The sequence below is a fragment of the Pseudomonas sp. H11T01 genome (assembly GCF_048515765.1).
In the GTDB taxonomy this organism is placed as follows: Bacteria; Pseudomonadota; Gammaproteobacteria; order Pseudomonadales; family Pseudomonadaceae; genus Aquipseudomonas.
In genome coordinates this window covers 85,383-103,173 of the sequence record NZ_JBLYED010000011.1, presented here as the reverse complement: position 1 = coordinate 103,173, position 17,791 = coordinate 85,383, and the positions used below count along the sequence as shown (strand labels likewise).

Annotated in this window: 15 protein-coding genes and 2 pseudogenes; 7 read left to right on the top strand and 10 right to left on the bottom strand. The window is 52.1% G+C overall.

Annotation, left to right across the window (positions count from 1 at the left end):
- Window positions 1-339 precede the first annotated feature (339 nt).
- The 8 genes from ACN1C3_RS16530 to ACN1C3_RS16495 all read right to left on the bottom strand — a co-directional run bounded on the left by ACN1C3_RS16530 (window position 340) and on the right by ACN1C3_RS16495 (window position 10,005).
- Entirely contained in the window at window positions 340-1,074 is a 735-nt protein-coding gene (locus tag ACN1C3_RS16530; protein ID WP_419116841.1) for an aspartate/glutamate racemase family protein, read from the bottom strand.
- A gap of 119 nt (window positions 1,075-1,193) precedes the next feature.
- Complete coding sequence (locus ACN1C3_RS16525) at window positions 1,194-1,955, bottom strand: enoyl-CoA hydratase/isomerase family protein (RefSeq protein ID WP_419116840.1); 762 nt, start codon at window positions 1,953-1,955, stop codon at window positions 1,194-1,196.
- Window positions 1,956-2,035: 80 nt separating this feature from the next.
- On the bottom strand, window positions 2,036-3,562 hold the full coding sequence (locus ACN1C3_RS16520) for a class I adenylate-forming enzyme family protein (protein WP_419116839.1): 1,527 nt from the start codon (window positions 3,560-3,562) through the stop codon (window positions 2,036-2,038).
- A 93-nt stretch (window positions 3,563-3,655) separates the two neighbouring features.
- Window positions 3,656-4,360 (bottom strand): nitroreductase, encoded by a 705-nt coding sequence (locus ACN1C3_RS16515; RefSeq protein WP_419116838.1) that lies wholly within the window; start codon window positions 4,358-4,360, stop codon window positions 3,656-3,658.
- 711 nt (window positions 4,361-5,071) lie between these two features.
- The gene (locus ACN1C3_RS16510) at window positions 5,072-6,541 is read right to left on the bottom strand and encodes an APC family permease (protein ID WP_419116837.1); all 1,470 of its coding nucleotides are present in this window, start codon (window positions 6,539-6,541) and stop codon (window positions 5,072-5,074) included.
- A 798-nt stretch (window positions 6,542-7,339) separates the two neighbouring features.
- Window positions 7,340-7,795, bottom strand: a complete 456-nt coding sequence (locus ACN1C3_RS16505; RefSeq protein ID WP_419116836.1) for a MaoC/PaaZ C-terminal domain-containing protein — start codon at window positions 7,793-7,795, stop codon at window positions 7,340-7,342.
- A gap of 192 nt (window positions 7,796-7,987) precedes the next feature.
- On the bottom strand, window positions 7,988-9,178 hold the full coding sequence (locus ACN1C3_RS16500) for an acetyl-CoA C-acyltransferase (RefSeq protein ID WP_419116835.1): 1,191 nt from the start codon (window positions 9,176-9,178) through the stop codon (window positions 7,988-7,990).
- Between the two features lie 59 nt (window positions 9,179-9,237).
- Window positions 9,238-10,005, bottom strand: coding sequence for a 3-hydroxyacyl-CoA dehydrogenase (locus ACN1C3_RS16495; RefSeq protein WP_419116834.1), 768 nt, complete (start codon window positions 10,003-10,005; stop codon window positions 9,238-9,240).
- A gap of 346 nt (window positions 10,006-10,351) precedes the next feature.
- Here ACN1C3_RS16495 and ACN1C3_RS16490 point away from each other — a divergent pair, with 346 nt between their 5' ends.
- A complete protein-coding gene (locus ACN1C3_RS16490; protein ID WP_419116958.1) occupies window positions 10,352-10,630 on the top strand; it encodes an AraC family transcriptional regulator ligand-binding domain-containing protein in 279 nt (92 codons plus the stop codon).
- Window positions 10,588-11,024: pseudogene (locus tag ACN1C3_RS16485) on the top strand (MFS transporter); the annotation flags it as partial. The gene ACN1C3_RS16490 and the pseudogene ACN1C3_RS16485, both read left to right, overlap by 43 nt.
- Window positions 11,025-11,222: 198 nt before the next feature.
- On the opposite strand, the gene ACN1C3_RS16480 reads toward ACN1C3_RS16485, so the two are convergent.
- Window positions 11,223-12,299, bottom strand: coding sequence for an aldo/keto reductase (locus ACN1C3_RS16480; RefSeq protein ID WP_419116833.1), 1,077 nt, complete (start codon window positions 12,297-12,299; stop codon window positions 11,223-11,225).
- 177 nt (window positions 12,300-12,476) lie between these two features.
- Complete coding sequence (locus ACN1C3_RS16475) at window positions 12,477-13,466, bottom strand: aldo/keto reductase (RefSeq protein WP_419116832.1); 990 nt, start codon at window positions 13,464-13,466, stop codon at window positions 12,477-12,479.
- Between the two features lie 72 nt (window positions 13,467-13,538).
- Here ACN1C3_RS16475 and ACN1C3_RS16470 point away from each other — a divergent pair, with 72 nt between their 5' ends.
- The 5 genes and pseudogenes from ACN1C3_RS16470 (at window position 13,539) to ACN1C3_RS16450 (ending at window position 17,376) form a co-directional block, all read left to right on the top strand.
- A complete protein-coding gene (locus ACN1C3_RS16470) occupies window positions 13,539-13,997 on the top strand; it encodes a MerR family transcriptional regulator (RefSeq protein WP_419116831.1) in 459 nt (152 codons plus the stop codon).
- A pseudogene (locus ACN1C3_RS16465) lies at window positions 13,939-14,087 on the top strand (IS5/IS1182 family transposase); the annotation flags it as partial. The gene ACN1C3_RS16470 and the pseudogene ACN1C3_RS16465, both read left to right, overlap by 59 nt.
- 362 nt (window positions 14,088-14,449) lie before the next feature.
- Window positions 14,450-15,154, top strand: coding sequence for a TetR/AcrR family transcriptional regulator (locus tag ACN1C3_RS16460; RefSeq protein ID WP_419116830.1), 705 nt, complete (start codon window positions 14,450-14,452; stop codon window positions 15,152-15,154).
- Window positions 15,155-15,156: 2 nt separating this feature from the next.
- Window positions 15,157-16,422 (top strand): aromatic ring-hydroxylating oxygenase subunit alpha, encoded by a 1,266-nt coding sequence (locus ACN1C3_RS16455; RefSeq protein WP_419116829.1) that lies wholly within the window; start codon window positions 15,157-15,159, stop codon window positions 16,420-16,422.
- Between the two features lie 156 nt (window positions 16,423-16,578).
- The gene (locus ACN1C3_RS16450) at window positions 16,579-17,376 is read left to right on the top strand and encodes an SDR family NAD(P)-dependent oxidoreductase (protein WP_419116828.1); all 798 of its coding nucleotides are present in this window, start codon (window positions 16,579-16,581) and stop codon (window positions 17,374-17,376) included.
- Window positions 17,377-17,791 lie beyond the last annotated feature (415 nt).

Below are 17,791 nucleotides of genomic sequence, written 5' to 3'. Positions count from 1 at the left end.
GTGCGGACTATTGATGGCGGCTATATTGCAAAATAATCTATAATTAAGTGTGTGTCGTACAGTTTTGCTGAGTGACAGGTAAAAATAATCATCGCCTCGAGCACTGTTCAGCAAGTAACGAAAGTTTCATCGTTGTGGCTTCCGGAATAGGCACGCAAAGCATCAGAGTCACGAACTGCACATTGACATGATTTCAGCATGTTTTCAACCAATTAAGTTCTCTACGCGCTGCCTGCCTTCGAGTGATAAAATTCGACCAGATTTATTCATAGGACTTTCTGGTATCGGAGTTATAGTAAACAGAATTGGCGCGCAGAGACTTGTGATAGTGAAGTCACACTAGCTTAGATGCGAGGTCGTGACCGAACTATAAAAGCCGCTACGATTAACTTGGAAGCTGCCGTTCTTACGTAGCGAGGCGAGACTTTCTGCTGTTTTCAGCGCCAGAGTGTTAGGATTGAGAATGGCTGGGTTGCGTTTCATGCCCTGTTGAACTAACTTCTCGTAATTCGCAGCGACTATAGTACAACCAAGAATAGCGGCTTCGGCTCGCTGAGCCACCATAGCCAACTCCAGTGCTTCGACAGCGTTATGAGTGAATCCGATTGGATCAGTAGACATGTCAGGGACATACCATCCAACGCACGATACTTCACGGCATGCTTTGTCTTGACTGTAAACGCTGACCATATCTCGCATGTACGGAACGGCCCTATGGTCATCGGTGACTAAGACGTAACTGTGACCGTAGTAGGGGGCAAGGTGCATGCTTGCTTCAGTCGGCCCCACAACCGGAATGTCGACCAGTTGGCGTGCGACTCGAACCCCTGGGTCATAACAGCAACCGATAATCACCGCGTCATAACCATCCTTTTCAGCCTGCATCACGGCGGCGAAGACCGCCGTTTCATTCAGATGCTTCAGATACAGGTCGTCCATCCCTTCTGGTGTACCTTTTAAACTGGTAATGGTTAGCTCGGTATCTGGATTCGCATACGGCGTCAGCGTCTCAGCAATAAGTGCATCGTACGCATCTGTACCCCAAGGATTGATGAATTTAATACGAGTGACCATATATTAACCTTTCTCATTTTTAGTAATTGATATTGAGGGCAGGGCCCGGTGGATAGCTTTTCAGATTGACGAATAGTCCTTCCACTTAAGACTCAGCTTGCCCAAGCCTAACTCTTGGCCTAGACGTTGAATCGAGGTGGCCTTTTCTCCAGGAACGCAGCCACTCCTTCGAAAGCGTCCGGGCTTGCGTTTATCGTCGAGAGCTGTTGGTTTTCGATTTTCATGCCCAGTTCCAGAGGCAAGTCAGAAGCCTCGACGGCCTGAATAATTGCGCTTGTGGCGATACGACTGTATTGCGTCATTTCGCGAATAAATGCTTCGCCTTCGTCGAGGGGGTTATCGATTATCTTGTTTACAAGCCCGATAGCCTGAGCTTCATGAGCATCTACAACTCTAGCACTTAGCATCATTTCTAAAGATCTAGATTTTCCGATTAACTTCGGAAGACGCTGCGTACCACCGGCTCCCGGCAGTAGCCCGAGCTTGATCTCAGGAAACGAGAAGCGGGCTTTGGCCGTGGCGAGCCGGAAGCTACACGCTAACGCAAGCTCTAAACCTCCTCCCATAGCATAACCATCAATGATGGCCACGGTTGGGATCTTCAGATTAGAGAGAGCCATGAGTGCTGATTGCCGAAAGCGGGCCACTTCTAACGCTTGGGTGGAAGAAAATTTCGATAGCTCTGAAATATCAGCACCGACACTGAATGCACGATCCCCATGTGCGGTAAAGAGTAAGCCTCGAATATTGCTATCAGTTGCCGAAGCAATTGCAATTCTTTCGAATTCCAAGAACGTTTCAATGTCGAGGGCGTTTAGTTTTTCGGAACGATCGAAATGAACAAATCCAATTCCATCTTTTATGTTGAATGAGACTGTCATGGTATCTGTCCAATAGCAAAATATAGTTTGATACCAAAGTAGGTTGAAATTCTCCGGTATCGCGCCTTATATTTAATTGATCAAGCAGTTGCTTGGTGAGATTTATCCCACTCTTTACGCAGTGCGTTCTTATCAACTTTTCCAGTTTTACCAACTGGAAGTTCTAAACAAAAGATTATTGCACTTGGTATTTTGAATTTTGCAAGATGAGTGGTCGCGTGTGCTACTACGGTTTGTTGATCCAAAATTGAACCTGGTCGCTTTACAACATAAGCGATAGGGGTTTCGCCATAAATTTTATCGGGCACGCCTATTACAGCAACCGAGGCCACGTCGGGATGGATCATTAACGTGTTTTCGACTTCCAAAGGAGAAATATTAGCGCCGCCCTTGATGATCACATCCTTGATACGTCCGGTAATGTACACATATCCTTGTTCATCGATGTATCCCAAATCACCGGTTTTGAACCATCCATCTTGAAAAACGGACTGCGTAAGTACCGGGTCTTTGTGATAGCGAGTCATCATCGATGGGGCTTTGACCAAAAACTCACCTTCTTGAAGAGGAGCGCAAGCTTTACCATCTGGGTTTATGGCATAAATCAACGCGCCGGGAACGATTTTTCCTACAGCACCATGGGCCAGCGGTAGGGGATCTGCAGCGTATTTACCAATTAGTGGGTAGCACTCGGTCATGCCGTAGTAATTCTGCAACGATTTACCGAATTTGGATGCGAAGCGCTTGAGCAGTTCATCTGGCATCGGGGCGCCGGATGAAATGATGGCTCTCATGCCGGACAAGTCGAAGCTTTTGTCCTGCTGTTCAGAGTATTCAAGCATCATCGAATACATAGTGGGTACGCCGTTGTAAACAGTTGCCTTGTGCTTGATGAATGCTTCCAACACTTCTGCGGGGTGAAATCTTCTGTGGATCACCACTTTCATCCCGGCGAGCAACCCTACGGTCGTTGCAGTCGACAATCCCAGCAGGAAGCCAAGGGGGGCCGCAACGATAGTCGTGTCTTTATCTGACAGATCCCAGAGTTCGATCAGGGATAGAGCTGCTTTCAAGGTAGACCGGTGGCTGATGGCTACCGCCTTAGGATTGCCGGTGGAGCCAGACGTGTAGGCAATGACCAGATCGCTGTCAGGGTTGATTCTGGAGTCACACGGGCACTCGGCGGTTGCCAGTGTAACTTCAGGAATTTGTAGTGGTTTGAATCCTACCCCTGAAACATCCACCTTCATGGTCGAGGCGGCGGCTTCGTCCCAGAAAAGGTACTTGGCTTCACAATGACGGAGAATATACGCAATCTCCGTTTCAGTGAGGTTGAAGTTCAAGGGAACGAAAACAAGCCCCAGCTTCGCCGCTGCATAGAAATAGATAGCGAACTCGGGACAGTTCTGGCTGAACGCGGAAATCGTCTCCCCTTGACGTAACCCGAGATCATGAAGGTAGCTGGCAACAAGGTCAACTTGCCGAATGAGTTCCGCATAGGTAGTGACACGGTTTTCATGTACCAGCGCTGTGGCTAGTCCACGAGACTCGGCTGTTTGCTTTATGGCACTGTACAAAGTGCTGGCGGTAAAAGATTTTGATTGCATATAAGTTGATCCCGTTCCGTATCAATATTCCGATTTAATAGTTGTTACGGCAGCTCAAAAAATACAGTTTCATTTTTATAGAATGTGTAGTTGTCAGCAATAAAATGTCACTACCTCCTCAAGCACTGCACGTGGTGTTCTAAAGCTGTTGACCAAATGATTCTCATCCGGCCAGCCGAAGGCAATTCCGTAAACCACATGATCATGGGGGGGGAGTTTAAGCTGTTCGCGAATTACGTCTGCTCGTTGAGCAATAGACGCCTGTGGAACGGTTGCGACGCCCAGAGCTTGGGCAGCCAGAAGGAACGAGGTCATGTAAGCACCACAGTCCATCGCACCACGCGTTCCCAAGGAGTTGTGCGTAGTCACGATCGCCAGGTAGGGCGCACCGAAAAACCGGAAGTTTTCCATGGCTTGCCTGTAAGAAGCCTCACGGTCGCCTCGCTCAATCCCTAGCGTGCTGTACAGTGTCCAGCCACATACCCGGCGGCGATCCTGAAAGATTCCACTGTATTGAGGAATGGGAGGCACATCTGGTGCAATTTCGACGCCGGACATTGCACGCTCGTACATAGCCGCACGAAGTTTCTCTAGCGGCTGGCCGCTCACGATAGCAATTTTCCATGGCTGAATATTACAGTCGGAGGGGGAACGCTGAGCCGCTTCGAGGATACGATCAATGATATGCCGTGGTATTGCATCGGCTTTGAACGCTCTGCACGAGTGGCGGCGTTGGATCAATCGCTCAAGGGATTCGATCCCACAATCTCCGGGCTCGAGCTTTTGGGAAACACTCATCATTTCACTCCTCTGGCATCTTAATGCCCGTAATATCCAAGACGGCCGTCACGCAGACAGGCACTGATGCATCTACATGCCTAACGGTAATCACTAAGTGTTCAACCCCAACTGGTCAGAGGCTTGCGCGCCTGGATAGAGTGCTTCCCGATCCAAACTGACCGTTTGGTATTTTATTCGTACTTCTGGGTATATTAACGACTTTCCTGGGCGTTGCAACCACCCATTGGTCAGGCTAGGCGGCTTGAGTCGGTGGTCGAGAGCAAGCCATTTGTATCACTGGGGAGAGGCGGGATTGGATTGGCAACAGTCAAGCTGCTTGCTGTTTCCGACGCCTACACAATGATGGGGGGAAATACGAAGATACATGTACCTACGTCATGTCTGAGTGACACATAGCTCGACAAATCAGTGCTTCTGAAGGATGTCACTGACATGAAGGTCCTCTTTTTGCTGAGCGACCGACTAGAAATCAGGCGCCCGGTACGATTCGGTTGAAGTAGTCCAGCCGCACACGCTGTCTTAGCGGCATGAGTGGTCTATCGACTGGTTCATCGTAAAGTCTGGCTAGTTACTTTCGATTCGAACTCGGTGGCAACATTATAACTGTTGTCAAAAATAAATTTTAAATGTTGTTCTCGAAAATCGCACTAGACAAGCGGTGCAGTGTGCACCGCTTGTCTAGTGAGGTCACAAGTGAACGGTTAATGGTTACACGTCTTGCCTTCCAATCCTGTTATAAGATTCCGGTTTGTTCTTTCGCAGATAGAGAGCATACATAACCCCAGTTATTAGCAGTACAAATGCCAAGGCGATCATTGAATAAGCAAGTTTGGTGTTGCCGGTTAGAAGTTCTAGATTAGTGGTGGCTAACCAAGAGGTCACAATCAAACCAACAGCTGCAAGACCTGGGGCTACATATACTCTCATAAAGCTGTAGGAATGCTTATTTTTTGCAAAATAAGCTATGATGGCGAATGCAGTCAGGGTCTCAAGTAGCATCAATGCGTAACCTGCTACGCCACCAATACCGCCGTAAACAACGTAGGGGTCAACTTGGATAACAACGCAAATCCCAAAGACAATGCATGAGGCAATCGAAACCACCAGCGATGCTAGGTAGGGGGATTGATGTTTTGGATGAACTTTGGACAGGGTTTTAGGCAGTACTTTGTCCGACGCTAGGGAGTAAATGTACCGAGCAGTAATATTCTGAAGAGCCAGCAGACATGCAAAGATACTGCTGCATAGAAGCACATTTACGGTCAGCAGACCTGGGGCTCCGAGGTACTGCCCAATGCTGTTGATGGTGCCGTTGGAGGGGTCTGCCTGGGTAACAGCGATCACGGAGTTACTGCCGTATGCGGTGACATAAATAACCGCACTGGTGAAAAAGAGCACTGCCAACACGCCAACAGCCATGAATGCTGCGCGAGGAATTGTTTTTTCAGGGTCACGAGCTTCTTCTCTGAAAATCGCTGTGGCCTCAAAACCCGCAAACGAGCAGACAGCTAGCAAAATTGCAATTCCAACAGATCCAGATAGGAAGGCCGAAGACGAGAGCCAATCCATCGAAATACCTGAAATGCCCTTTTCACTGACTACCGCTCCTTGCCAGAACAGCACGGTAATGATCTCGAGAATCAGCGCAATAGAAAGGACAGCCGCCGAGAGAGTTATCTTCAGGTAACCCATTACCGATATCAGGCTCATCACCAAAAATGACCATCCCCACCAAGGCAGTAATGGATTTCCGATAAGATTCTTAGCTAACCCTCCAAACGCAATCCCCGCATAACAATAAATAGAGATCATAAAGCAGAAGTACCCCATGATCGCAACAAAGGCGCTGCCCAAGCCAAGCTGCCTACCCAGACCGGAAGTAATATAGGAATAAAATGCTCCGGGGTTCGGTGTATGCTCAGACATTGCCGTAAAGCCCGTTACAAACAACATAATCAAGCACGCAGAGAATAAAAACGCTAATGGTGCTCCAAGTCCATTCCCTTCCGCCACAATCAGAGGCAGAAAGCCAGTTACTACGGTCAGCGGCGCGTTATAAGCAAGTACAGTAAATACAATATCAGCTGTACCAAGTTTTTTTGCCAAATTCGGTTTGGAAGTTACTCGTTTGTTCGAGCTCGAATATGAAGGTAGGGTTTGTGATGCGGTGGCTTTCATTGTGGGTTCCATCACTATCTCACACTGTTATATCGTTATTGAGAGTGGCAGATTTATTTCGCCAAATTGTCTGTGCCAATGAGTGAGTTGGCTGCAAGGCTTTGGTCGAAGAAACATGTTCCTGAGGTGGGGACATGAATTTGATCCCTTATTGTTTTTGTTGTGTTGAATGGCAGCCCAGCAGCGCAACCGCGAGCGCTGAATGACTGACTACCGGGTATTCAAAAAATACCGTTGGGACAGATTAGCAGGACTGCCGGACAAATCAAGCACATATTGAAAGCTATTTTCGTCTAAAAAATAGTCTATAAATCAAGAAGATAGTGGTTTTCCTCGCGAGGAATCGATGATTGGAGAGGTATTTCAGAGGTGAGGCAACACGAATGGGAGTGCTGATTTTCGTACGTCACCACTGCAACGTGAACGATCGCTAATGTGAACGCTCATTGAGTGACTGATATGAAAACCCATCACAGTGCAGTTGTTAATTCAGTCGTCTATTTGACGAGCCGTCTCAATGGATATAAAGGGCATGGTTGTGCAATAGCGGTAGGGTTGTGACTTCGTAGTGGCCTGGCGGATCGGGAGATTTTGGTCCGAGTACAAAAAAGCCCGTCAGGGCCTTTTTGTATTTCATTTCGATAGAGGCGGTTGTTCGTCTATGCGTCGATTAAAAAGTATCTGTTGGTGCTCCCGATTAACCCCAGACTGGCGCTACCATTTGTGTGCTTTTGGTCAAAAGAGGGACATAGGAGCATCAATGAACTGGTCAACGCATCCAGGTTAAGACCGAGACCACTACACCCTGCGCAGTATCAAAACCGTCACCTCATAAACAAGAACGGTTTTCCCCCCCGTCGTAGCGACGTCGACTTTAAACACCACCCACCCTCGTTCATGGTTTTCCGCGTGGATGAGTGATCGAACGACTTGAGCTGAGAGCTTGAGAATGTCTCCAGGCACCACTGGAGCAACCATCCTGAAACCATCGATCTTCCCACCCGCCACGACGTTTGTTTGAAGCAGTAAGGCCTCACACATCAACTGCTGCGAGATACCGAAAGTTTGTACCCCGCTGGCACAGTGCACCCCAAGCGGACTTGAACGGGCAAGGTCAGGATCTATATGAATATCGAGAGGATCGTACTCGGCAGCGAAGGCTATGATTTGTTCCGAAGTGATAGGTACAGATTTCGTGGCTGTCCAAGTCCTACCAAGGGTGAGGTCTTCCCAATACAGCTCTTTATTTGTCATGTCATCTCCGCGATTCTGCAGCGCTGAACACGCGACACTGGCGCTCAAATCTTAGCTGCGCGCTTTTTCCGCAAATGCTCCAGCCCCCGCAACATGATCAACTATTAGGGGCCGGAAATTCACAGAACACCTTTTGCGAATAAAAGATTTCGAGGCGCAGCGAGAGACTTGTTACAGCCAGTCAACGTTGCTCTATGAGAGGAGCTCGATAGCAATCGCGGTCGCCTCGCCACCACCAATGCACACGGAAGCGATGCCACGTTTCAGCGTATTCTGTCTCAAGGCATTTACCAACGTAACAACAACACGTGCCCCTGAGGCCCCAATAGGGTGTCCCAATGCGCATGCTCCACCGTGGACATTTAATTGCTCATGTCCGACGTTCAAGTCTCGAATAACAACCATGGGCACCACGGCGAAGGCTTCATTGATCTCGAAGAGATCAATATCCTTTATTGACCAGTTGGTTCGCTCGAGCAAGCGATTAATCGCACCGACTGGAGCGCTGGCAAAGAGGCCGGGAGCGTGCGCGTAGGATGCATGACCTGCGATCCGGGCCAACGGTGTAAGGCCTCTACGCTCGGCTTCAGACAAGCGCATCAGCACGAGGGCAGCCGAGCCATCCGAAATAGAACTGGAATTCGCCGCAGTCACCGTCCCGCCTTCGCGAAACGCAGGTTTCAATGTAGGAATTTTATCGATCCTGGCCTTACCTGGCTGTTCATCGCTTTCAATCGAAACCGTCTCACGGCCAGACGAAGCCAGCACAGGGACAATCTCGTCCTGGAAACGCCCTTCGATGATTGCCTTCTGAGCGCGGGTCAACGAGCTGATCGCAAACTCATCCTGCTGGTCTCGAGTGAATCCATAACTCTGAGCACAGTCTTCGGCGTAGGTGCCCATGAGCCGGCCTTTCTCGTAGGCATCTTCCAACCCATCGAGAAACATATGATCAATGATTTTGCTGTGGCCCATTCGATAGCCTGAGCGAGCTCGCTCCAACAGGTAGGGAGCGTTTGACATGCTTTCCATACCTCCGGCAACCACCACCTCTGCGCTCCCGGTATGGAGAAGGTCGTGGCCGAACATCAGCGCTTTCATACCAGAGCCGCACATCTTGTTGACTGTTGAGCACACCACTTGCTCCGGAAGATTCGCCAACAATGCAGCTTGGCGAGCCGGAGCCTGGCCTTGCCCAGCTTGTAGCACGCATCCCATGATGACCTCGCCAATGTCACTGGGCTGCAGGCTGGCTCGTTCCACGGCGGCACGAATTGCAACCGCACCCAGCTGCGCAGCGGTGGCTTCCTTGAAATTACCAAGAAAGCCTCCTAACGGAGTTCGGGCAGCACTGACAATGACGATAGGGTCGGTATGGCTCATAACTGAGTCCTCTGTTTCATGTTGGTGGCTTGTGCCCGATCACAGGCTTTTAGCTCGATCTATTTCGCGGCCATTCTCAAAGCACCATCCAAACGAATCACCTCACCATTGAGCATGGAGTTTTCGATGATGTGCGCTGCCAACGCCGCGTATTCTGAAGGTCGTCCCAGGCGAGGAGGGAACGGCACATTGGCTGCCAATGATGCCTGCACGTCCTGAGGCATACCCGCCATCATCGGGGTCTCAAATATTCCGGGTGCGATACACATAACGCGGATGCCTGAACGCGCCAGGTCGCGTGCCAACGGCAGTGTCATGGCAGCGACTCCACCTTTGGACGCGGCGTAAGCGGCTTGGCCTGTCTGACCGTCAAACGCTGCAACAGAGGCCGTATTCACGATTATGCCGCGCTCTCCTTCGACATTGGGTTCTCCTCCTGCCATAGCCTCGGCGGCAAGGCGAATCATGTTGAAGCTTCCGATCAAGTTGATCTCAACAGTTCGACGAAAACTCTCAAGCCCATGGGGGCCATTACGACCTAAAACCCGTTCGGCTGGTGCAACACCCGCGCAGTTGATCACCCCATGCAACGCACCGAAGGTGCTAACTGCAGAGGCGATTGCTGTTCGGCAATCAATTTCACTGGTGATGTCGGCTCGAACGAAGATCGCACGTTCTCCTAGCTCGTCAGCGCAAGCTACACCCGCGGCTTCGTTCACATCGACCAGCACCACGTTTGCACCCCGGCCCACCAATTCACGCGCCGATGCCAGCCCGAGTCCAGAACCTGCGCCAGTAATCAGAAAGACGGAGTTTTCGATGCGCATGAGGTTTCCTCAAAAATTGGCAGTACCGCATAAGCGGTTACTTGACAGATAAAAAGCCCAAAGGCCGGATCGGTTTACTTCAGGTGTCAACCACGCCGAAGATTGTTGAACCGATAGTGTCGGTGGTCAGTGATCCCGACAATGCTCAAACGCCTCAGCGTGTATGAATGCTTTGGACAATCGAGGTTAGGTATCTAGAAGGGGGGGCACATGCGCTTGACAGGCGATGCAGGGAAGCTGAAACGTAGAGAAAGAATTGAGGCTCGTCAGGTTGTTCGAAGTAGAATTACCGAAGAGACCTGAAGATCAGCATCAAGTCAGAAATCATCTGCGCAGAGGAATAAGTGTGCTCATCCAGGACAAGGGAACGACTTCAATTGGCTTGGTGCTTGAAGCTCTCGAGGGCGCATCGCGACGCCAATTGGACACATCCATCGCACTGCAGCAAGCGCGTATAGACCCGGAACTCCTGACTTCTCCCCAAGCCAGGGTTTCGGCTGCTGCATTCTCTCGCCTGTGGGTCGCACTTTCAGATCTGCTCGACGATGAATTTTTCGGCATCGATAGCCATCCAATGCGACGAGGCAGCTGGACCCTGCTCTCATCATCGACGAAAACACTTTGATGGTCGGGAATGCCACAGTATTGGATAAACAGGAAGCGCCAGTTCGTCATTTGTTCAAGGAGGGTCAAGGCTTTAGCACCATGATTTGGGCTGCGTTCATGACGGGCCTGTTCATGGTCTGCGCCCTTAACTCCAGGCTAACCAAGCCTGTGGCGATGGCGGGGTTCAGTCTTGGCTCTGCGTTGAACTTCGTGATTGTTTTCAATATTGGGGGGCCATCGCCGGTGCTATTGGCGGTGGATGGTTGAGTGAAAAGCTAAACATCAAACACGTACTGGTCTGCTTCTACATCGTCGGAGCAATTGCTTTAACCATCCTGGGTTATACGCGCTCAACGACTTTGCTTTTCCCAGTGGTGTTCACTGTCGGTGCATCGACCCTTGGTACTCAGTTGTAGCCTTGCTGGCCTCATCGGCGCAGTCGCATTCACCATGATCAATCAGTCGCGCGCAGACTAAAGTCAGCAAGGCTCTAGCGCTGTCTAGTTAATACCCTGATGCATCCGCCTGTAGCTGCACAGCAAGATTGCGGCGATAACGCATAGAACATCTCGTCGCAATCAGTGCTGCGCCAGCTTACCGAGCCGAAAAGACTATTCACCCCATCCCGCAACATCATGACCGCCAAAGACCATGCGACGGATCATCGGGGAGCCGAGTCCAGACGTAAATCCGATCACAGGTGCGCTCGCTTCGTTGAGGCGTTCGAGATGCGCGTCGCCGATACAGAGGTCGGTGGCGGCGATGTTGTTTTGAAGTTGCGAGACCTTGCTAGCCCCTACCAACGTCGCCCCGACGGCCTTGTGTGCCAATGTCCATGCCAGCGCGACTTCCGCCATTGGTCTTCCCATCTCCGCTGCTACCTGCTCAAGCGTTTCGAGGATTGCCCAGTTACGATCTGTAAACTTGGTGTCGCCGAGGGGATTGGCGCCGCTGAGCCGACCCTTGCCTGCAATATCCCCCCGCCGGTATTTGCCGGATAGTAAACCACCGGCTAAGGGGCTCCATGGCATCACGCCCAATCCTGCCTCGCGGGCTGCCGGGAAATGCTCGCACTCCACGTCGCGGGCGACGAGTGAATACTCGAGCTGGATAGCGATCGGGCCCGGTATTCGCCGTTCCTCCGCGATCGTGGCCGCCTTCATCGCCACCCAGGCTGGCATGTCCGATAGCCCGTAATAGCGAATCTTCCCAGCGCGAACGAGATCTCCAAGCGTCTGCACGATTTCCTCAATCGGCGTGACCTGATCCCAGATATGCATCCAGTATAGATCGACATAGTCGGTGCCGAGCCGCCTGAGCGAGGCGTCGAGCGCGCGGTGAATGTTCTTCGCACCAGCGCCGCCTGCGTTTGGATTGCCGCCCGCAGTGTGAACACCCGACGTCGGATTTGATGACGCATTGAAGGCGAACTTCGTTGAAAGCACGATCTCATCACGTGAGCCGCTGTCGGCTATGAACTTGCCGACAAGCTTCTCGCTCTCGCCGTTGCTGTAGATGTCGGCGGTGTCGATAAGATTGCCGCCGGCATCGCGATAGTGATCGAAGATCGCGCGCGAGCTGGCCTCGTCCGCGCCCCATACATCTGTGCCGAAAGTCATTGTGCCCAGCGCAAGAGGGCTGACGATAAGGCCGGACCGGCCGAGTGCGCGGTAGGCAGTTAGGGACATGTTTTTTTCCTTTCTAAGGATTGATGGTAAAACCGCAGTTGTCGGCGGCGATGCCGGCGGGTGCGGCATGGTCAGATTTAGATAGGGTCGCGCCTTCGGCACAGCGTTCGCCGAACTGCCCTTCGGAAGATGCGAAATAGGCGCATGCCCCAGCATTATGGTGTCGCGCCAAATTGCCTACGCCCCCCGTATGCCTTGTACGGACGCGGCGAGGCGCTCAAGAATTGCCAGTTCGGTCTGCGTCAATTGGATATCCAATGCACCAAGATTCTCCTCCAGTCGGTTGCGCTTGCGAGTTCCTGGAATCGGAACAACAGTGAGGCCATGCGCTTGCGACCGAGAGTGAACCCACGAGAGGGCGATTTGCGCGGGAGTTGCACCTCGCTCTGTGGCCAAATGTGCGATCTTTTGCACCAGATGGGCATTGGCTTGCACATGATCATCCGCAAACCGTGGGAAGTGGCGGCGTACATCTCCATCATCGAGTTTTGCGGCGTCGACCATGCCGCTAAGCATGCCTCGCCCCAATGGCGAAAAAGGTACGAACGCAATATCAAGTTCTGCGGCGACCGGCACGGAACTCTGTTCGACATCCCGCGAAAACAGCGACCATTCTGATTGCACGGCGGCAATCTGGTGAATGGCATGGGCTTGTCGTAATTCGTCGCCGGTAACTTCCGACAGTCCCAGGTAGCGCACCTTGCCGGCCTTCACCAGTTCAGCCATTGCTCCTATTGCGTCGGCAAGTGGCACCTCACGATTGCGACGATGCATGTAGTACAGATCGATGTGGTCGATACCCAGTCTGCGCAAGGAAGCATCAACCGCCTTGTAAATAAACTCGGGGCTGTTGTCGATGCGGTAAGGATTCCTCTCATCGTTGGTTTTAACGAAGCCAAACTTGGTCGCAAGCACGACCTGATTGCGGTGTTCACGCACGAAGCTTCCAAGGAATGACTCACCCGCGCCGTCGCCATAGATGTCAGCCGTATCAAAGAGCGTGACACCCCGGTCTAGGGCCCTTTCGAGCGTGGCCCTTGCCTCGGCCTCGTCAGTAGCGCCGTATATTCCAGTGGCCATTGCCATGGTACCTAATCCTTGAACGCCGACCTTTAACCCGTCCTTTCCAAGCTGCACGGAAGGAATTTCAGAAGTATCGCTTTTCATTTTCTTACCCCGACAGCGGTTGACATGCCCCCTTTGTAAGTGTGGAGTACAGTCCATAGTCAAGAGGCCAATATGCTGATTTCAGAATTTTCGCGAAGCGTTGATCTCACGATTGATACGGTTCGTTTCTACGTGCGCCTGGGCTTGCTCAAGCCCAAAAGCAATGGCAAGGGCGGTAGTCGTCCTTACCAAATATTCACGGCCGACGACGTCGAGACTGTAAGGCTAATTCGCATACAGCAGATGCTGGGCTATTCGTTACGAGATATCGCGTGTCTCCTGGACGAATATGCGACTGGAAGGTTTACGGCTAGCAGAACAGTCGACTTGTTGAAAGAACTGCTTTGTAGGCTTCGTATTCAGCGCGATCACCAGGACAGAATGATGGCTTATGTCTCTGCCAAGCTAGAGTGGGTCGAGACAGGCCACGGAAGTGCGCCTAGGTTCGAAGACTATGCTTCGATAGGAACCCATTTGGGAACTGATCAAGGCGCTGGTTTTTCCAAAGCAGAAGATGGGTCATCTACGTAGCGATGATCGTCTGGTGCTTTATGGAGTCTTACGGATTCTGTGATCCGGGGCTCCCTGCCTGAATGCCCTGGGTCTTGGGCAACGGTGTACACGTTTCCATCACCGATCACGCCAAAGTGTGAGCGGCGTTGAAGATTCAAGACCAAGCTGATTGGCTGGGAAAAGCTCAGGGCCCAGCTGTTGCTGGATTTTTCGGTGTACAACCTGATCTGCTTGGCAAGCTCCTCGGACTGGTGGCTTGGATCGCCTGAGGAGAGGTTGACGGGTTTCACCTCCCGCATTCCATCGACTGCTGCGCATCAATTTCGGAATAGAAGCGCGAACGCCTGTTCGCTGCTTATGACCACGGCTGCACGTTTGACTATATTTTAACAAGGATAAAGTTTTATCCTTGTTAAAAAAATATTTCGTGGGTAGCATCCTGTCATGACTGAACAGAATGATTGCCTGCCATGACCGAACAGAATGATTCCCTACGTAGCCGCAATATGCGCAAGAGACGCGAACGCATCTTGGCGGAAGCGCGCGGCATGATCACGCAGGCCGGGCTGGAATCCTTCAACCTGCGCGATCTGGCTAAGGCGGCTGGCGTCACCGTGCCAACGATCTATAACCTGATCGGCAGCAAGGAAGAGGTGATGGTCGCCATCTTCGCCGACATATTGAGCCTGCTCGAGTCGCGCATCGATGCCGAGAGGTCGGATCAACCGCTTGCCCTGGCCGAAGCGATCGTGAACCAGACGGCCGAACTGTTTGCGACGGACGAGCCCTATTATCGCGCCGCCTTCCTTGCGGTCGAACATGTCCACCGCATGCAGTCCAGGCCGCAGTCGGTCACGCTTCTTTATAACTGGGGTGCTCAAATGCAGGGTGTCGGCATAGCAGCCTGCGCCAATGCCGGGTTGTTGCGCGGGCGGATTGCGCACCGCGCATTGGCGGGGCTGGTCAAACGCTCCTTCCAGGAGAATCTCCATTCGTGGGTTTTTGGAGAGATTCCGCTGGCGCGCTTCCGTGCTGAGTCTCTGGCTGATCTGTACATCATCCTGTCCGCCGATGCGGTCGATACGTTCGCCGCCGTGCTGGCCAGGAAAATTGAAGCAGTTACTACAACCCAGGCTCGGGAAAACGCCGAGCCCGTCACAGCGGCAGGAGAGTGATCATGCGACACACCGAACAAGTAAAACAAATACACGCAATGATCGAAAGTATTGATAGCCACAAAGTGCCCCAGGCCGACAAGATCCTGGCCTGTCCGGCCACCAGCTTTACTGATCCGGAGCAAGCCGCGCGGGAGCGTGAGGTCCTTTTCCGCAATCATCCGCAGCTGATCGGCCTGTCGGGCGACATTGATGGTCCGGGCAGTTTCCTGACGCTCAATGATTTTAATGTGCCGATCCTCGCGACCCGCGACAAGGACGGCAAGTTTCATGCTTTCCTCAATTCCTGCCGCCATCGCGGCGCGCAGTTGACGCAGAAGCCACGCGGCAAGCAGTCACATTTCGTTTGCCCCTATCACGCCTGGGTCTATCGCGATGACGGCAGCCTGTTGTCGGTTCGCGAGCAGGAACTATTCGGTGAAATCGACAAGAAGTGCAATAGCCTGATCGAGCTCCCGGCCGAGGAAAAATACGGCATGCTCTGGGTGCATCCGCAGCCGGGGGGCGAACTGGACGTAGATGCGCTGCTGGGTCCGGAACTCGCGACCGAGATGCAGGCGTGGGAGCTGGGCCGGGCAGTCTATAGGGGCGGCCATGTGTTCGAACGGCCGCTCAACTGGAAGCTGGCGAGCGACACCTTCTCCGAATGCTATCATTTCGCTGTGTTGCACAGCCGGACTGTGGCGAATTTCCTCCATGGCGATTTCAACACTTACCGCAATTTCGGCAATCACCACCGCATGATTGTGCCGAACAAGAACATCAAAACCACACTCGAAAAGCCGGAAAGCGCGTGGAATATCGCCGCTATCTCATCGATGGTTTACTACATTTTCCCCAATGTGCAGTTCAACCTCTTAAACAATGTGCTCAGCCTCACTCATATCTTCCCCGACGCGAAGAATCCGGGCCAGTCGCGCTCGCGCATCTCTGTCTATCAGGCGGATCACCTGCTGCGCGACAAAGAGGTCGGAGTCGAACGGGCAAACTTGTCCGCCGATAATATCTACAGCGCGGACGCCAGCCAGCCGTTTGAGCTTGACTTCGAGGGCTTGCTCGAAGCGCTCAAAAGTACGGTGAACGACGAAGACTACACAACCAGTACTCAGATACAGGAAGCCGCCAATAGCGGCCTGATCGACCATCTGAAGTTCGGACGCAACGAGCCGGGATTACAACACGCACATAATGCCATTCGCGCGGCCATCGGTATGCCCCCGCTGCCGGAATATCAACCAAACGTCGCCTATGGACGAGCAGGTTTATAACTACCCGCTTCGAGCCGGACCTAATAACGATGTAACGCGCCATATAAACGCGGTTGGCGTCCTTAACGCCACCGATTTATACCTGAGTGAGAATCTACGTTTCCATTAAAAATAAAAAAATTCGGTATTCGACACCCGAAAAAGAGGAAGTTAGATATGAACAGCAACATGAAAGGCCGTGTAGTCATTGTGACCGGAGCCAGTGAAGGTATTGGGCGGGCAGTGGTTGAGCGATTGGCGCAGGAAGGCGCCCATGTCGTGGGTTATGCGCGACGCGCCGAACCGCTCGCGGAAATGGAAAAAGCAGTTCGCGATATGGGCGGGTCAATTGAAACTCATATACTCGATGTTGGTAATGTGGATGAGTATCGTACGGCGATCCAGGATGTTCATGCGCGTCACGGTCGACTGGATGGCCTGGTCAACAATGCATTCACGGCTTCTGCGGGCCCCGTTACGGAAATATCACTAAAGGATTGGCAGCGTGACTTTGCCGTTAATAATGACTCTATATTCGTCGGCACTCAGGAAGCGATGAGGTTGATGCAGCCGGTTGGGCGAGGTTCTATTGTCAACATTGCTTCAACCGCGGGTACGCATGGGTTCGCTTACATGGCGAGTTACAGTGCTTCGAAGGCTGCGATGATTATGATGAGTAAGGTCGCCGCAACCGAAGGCGGTCCCTATAACGTGCGAGTCAACGTGGCATCGCCTGGCCAGATCCGGACCAAGGGATCCGCCAAGTATCGGGAAAGCAACCCCTCTCTGGAGGAGCAATTCAAAGCAGTAACTCCAATGAGACGCCAAGGGGAAGTGTCGGAGATGGCAAACGGCATTTACTTTCTGCTTTCGGACGAATCGAGCTACATCACGGGCGCGGTTCTCCCCGTCGATGGTGGATTAGCGTGCACGGCTTATTTTCCAACTGCCGGATCCGGCACTGAGTGGGCCTAATAAACCCAAATTAATGTCGAATTCTCCTGAAGCCTGTTAGTTCCAATTGAGTCCGCTTCGAGTAAGAGTGCGACGCTAAAATCAGTAGGTTACCAAGGAGCAAATCATCACCGTCCTGTGTGCTCAGGATGGTGATGCGATGATCGCTTTGAATATGAGGTTTTTGGCCTGCGGGTTGAATTATCGGCGACGATACACCACGAGCCAAGGGAGAGGATCGCACTTGTAGAGAGTGGATTTCGAGGCCCCTATGATTTAGACACTGAGGGCCAGTGAGGTGCATTCGGACAGCAGATGCGCGTGTTGGCCCCTCGCGAGTAAGCCTACTTGGTGCGCTCGCATAGGCCCACCGACAAATGGGCTCTCCATCAACCCGACGACGTGCCGAACTTATATCCGTCGTTCATACGTCGAT

Coding starts and splice junctions, on each gene's coding strand:
- ACN1C3_RS16450 (WP_419116828.1), top strand. CDS start 16,579: ATGAACAGCAACATGAAAGGCCGTGTAGTCATTGTGACCGGAGCCAGT.
- ACN1C3_RS16520 (WP_419116839.1), bottom strand. CDS start 3,562: ATGCAATCAAAATCTTTTACCGCCAGCACTTTGTACAGTGCCATAAAG.
- ACN1C3_RS16475 (WP_419116832.1), bottom strand. CDS start 13,466: ATGAAAAGCGATACTTCTGAAATTCCTTCCGTGCAGCTTGGAAAGGAC.
- ACN1C3_RS16525 (WP_419116840.1), bottom strand. CDS start 1,955: ATGACAGTCTCATTCAACATAAAAGATGGAATTGGATTTGTTCATTTC.
- ACN1C3_RS16460 (WP_419116830.1), top strand. CDS start 14,450: ATGACCGAACAGAATGATTCCCTACGTAGCCGCAATATGCGCAAGAGA.
- ACN1C3_RS16495 (WP_419116834.1), bottom strand. CDS start 10,005: ATGCGCATCGAAAACTCCGTCTTTCTGATTACTGGCGCAGGTTCTGGA.
- ACN1C3_RS16470 (WP_419116831.1), top strand. CDS start 13,539: ATGCTGATTTCAGAATTTTCGCGAAGCGTTGATCTCACGATTGATACG.
- ACN1C3_RS16505 (WP_419116836.1), bottom strand. CDS start 7,795: ATGACAAATAAAGAGCTGTATTGGGAAGACCTCACCCTTGGTAGGACT.
- ACN1C3_RS16510 (WP_419116837.1), bottom strand. CDS start 6,541: ATGAAAGCCACCGCATCACAAACCCTACCTTCATATTCGAGCTCGAAC.
- ACN1C3_RS16530 (WP_419116841.1), bottom strand. CDS start 1,074: ATGGTCACTCGTATTAAATTCATCAATCCTTGGGGTACAGATGCGTAC.
- ACN1C3_RS16480 (WP_419116833.1), bottom strand. CDS start 12,299: ATGTCCCTAACTGCCTACCGCGCACTCGGCCGGTCCGGCCTTATCGTC.
- ACN1C3_RS16515 (WP_419116838.1), bottom strand. CDS start 4,360: ATGAGTGTTTCCCAAAAGCTCGAGCCCGGAGATTGTGGGATCGAATCC.
- ACN1C3_RS16500 (WP_419116835.1), bottom strand. CDS start 9,178: ATGAGCCATACCGACCCTATCGTCATTGTCAGTGCTGCCCGAACTCCG.
- ACN1C3_RS16455 (WP_419116829.1), top strand. CDS start 15,157: ATGCGACACACCGAACAAGTAAAACAAATACACGCAATGATCGAAAGT.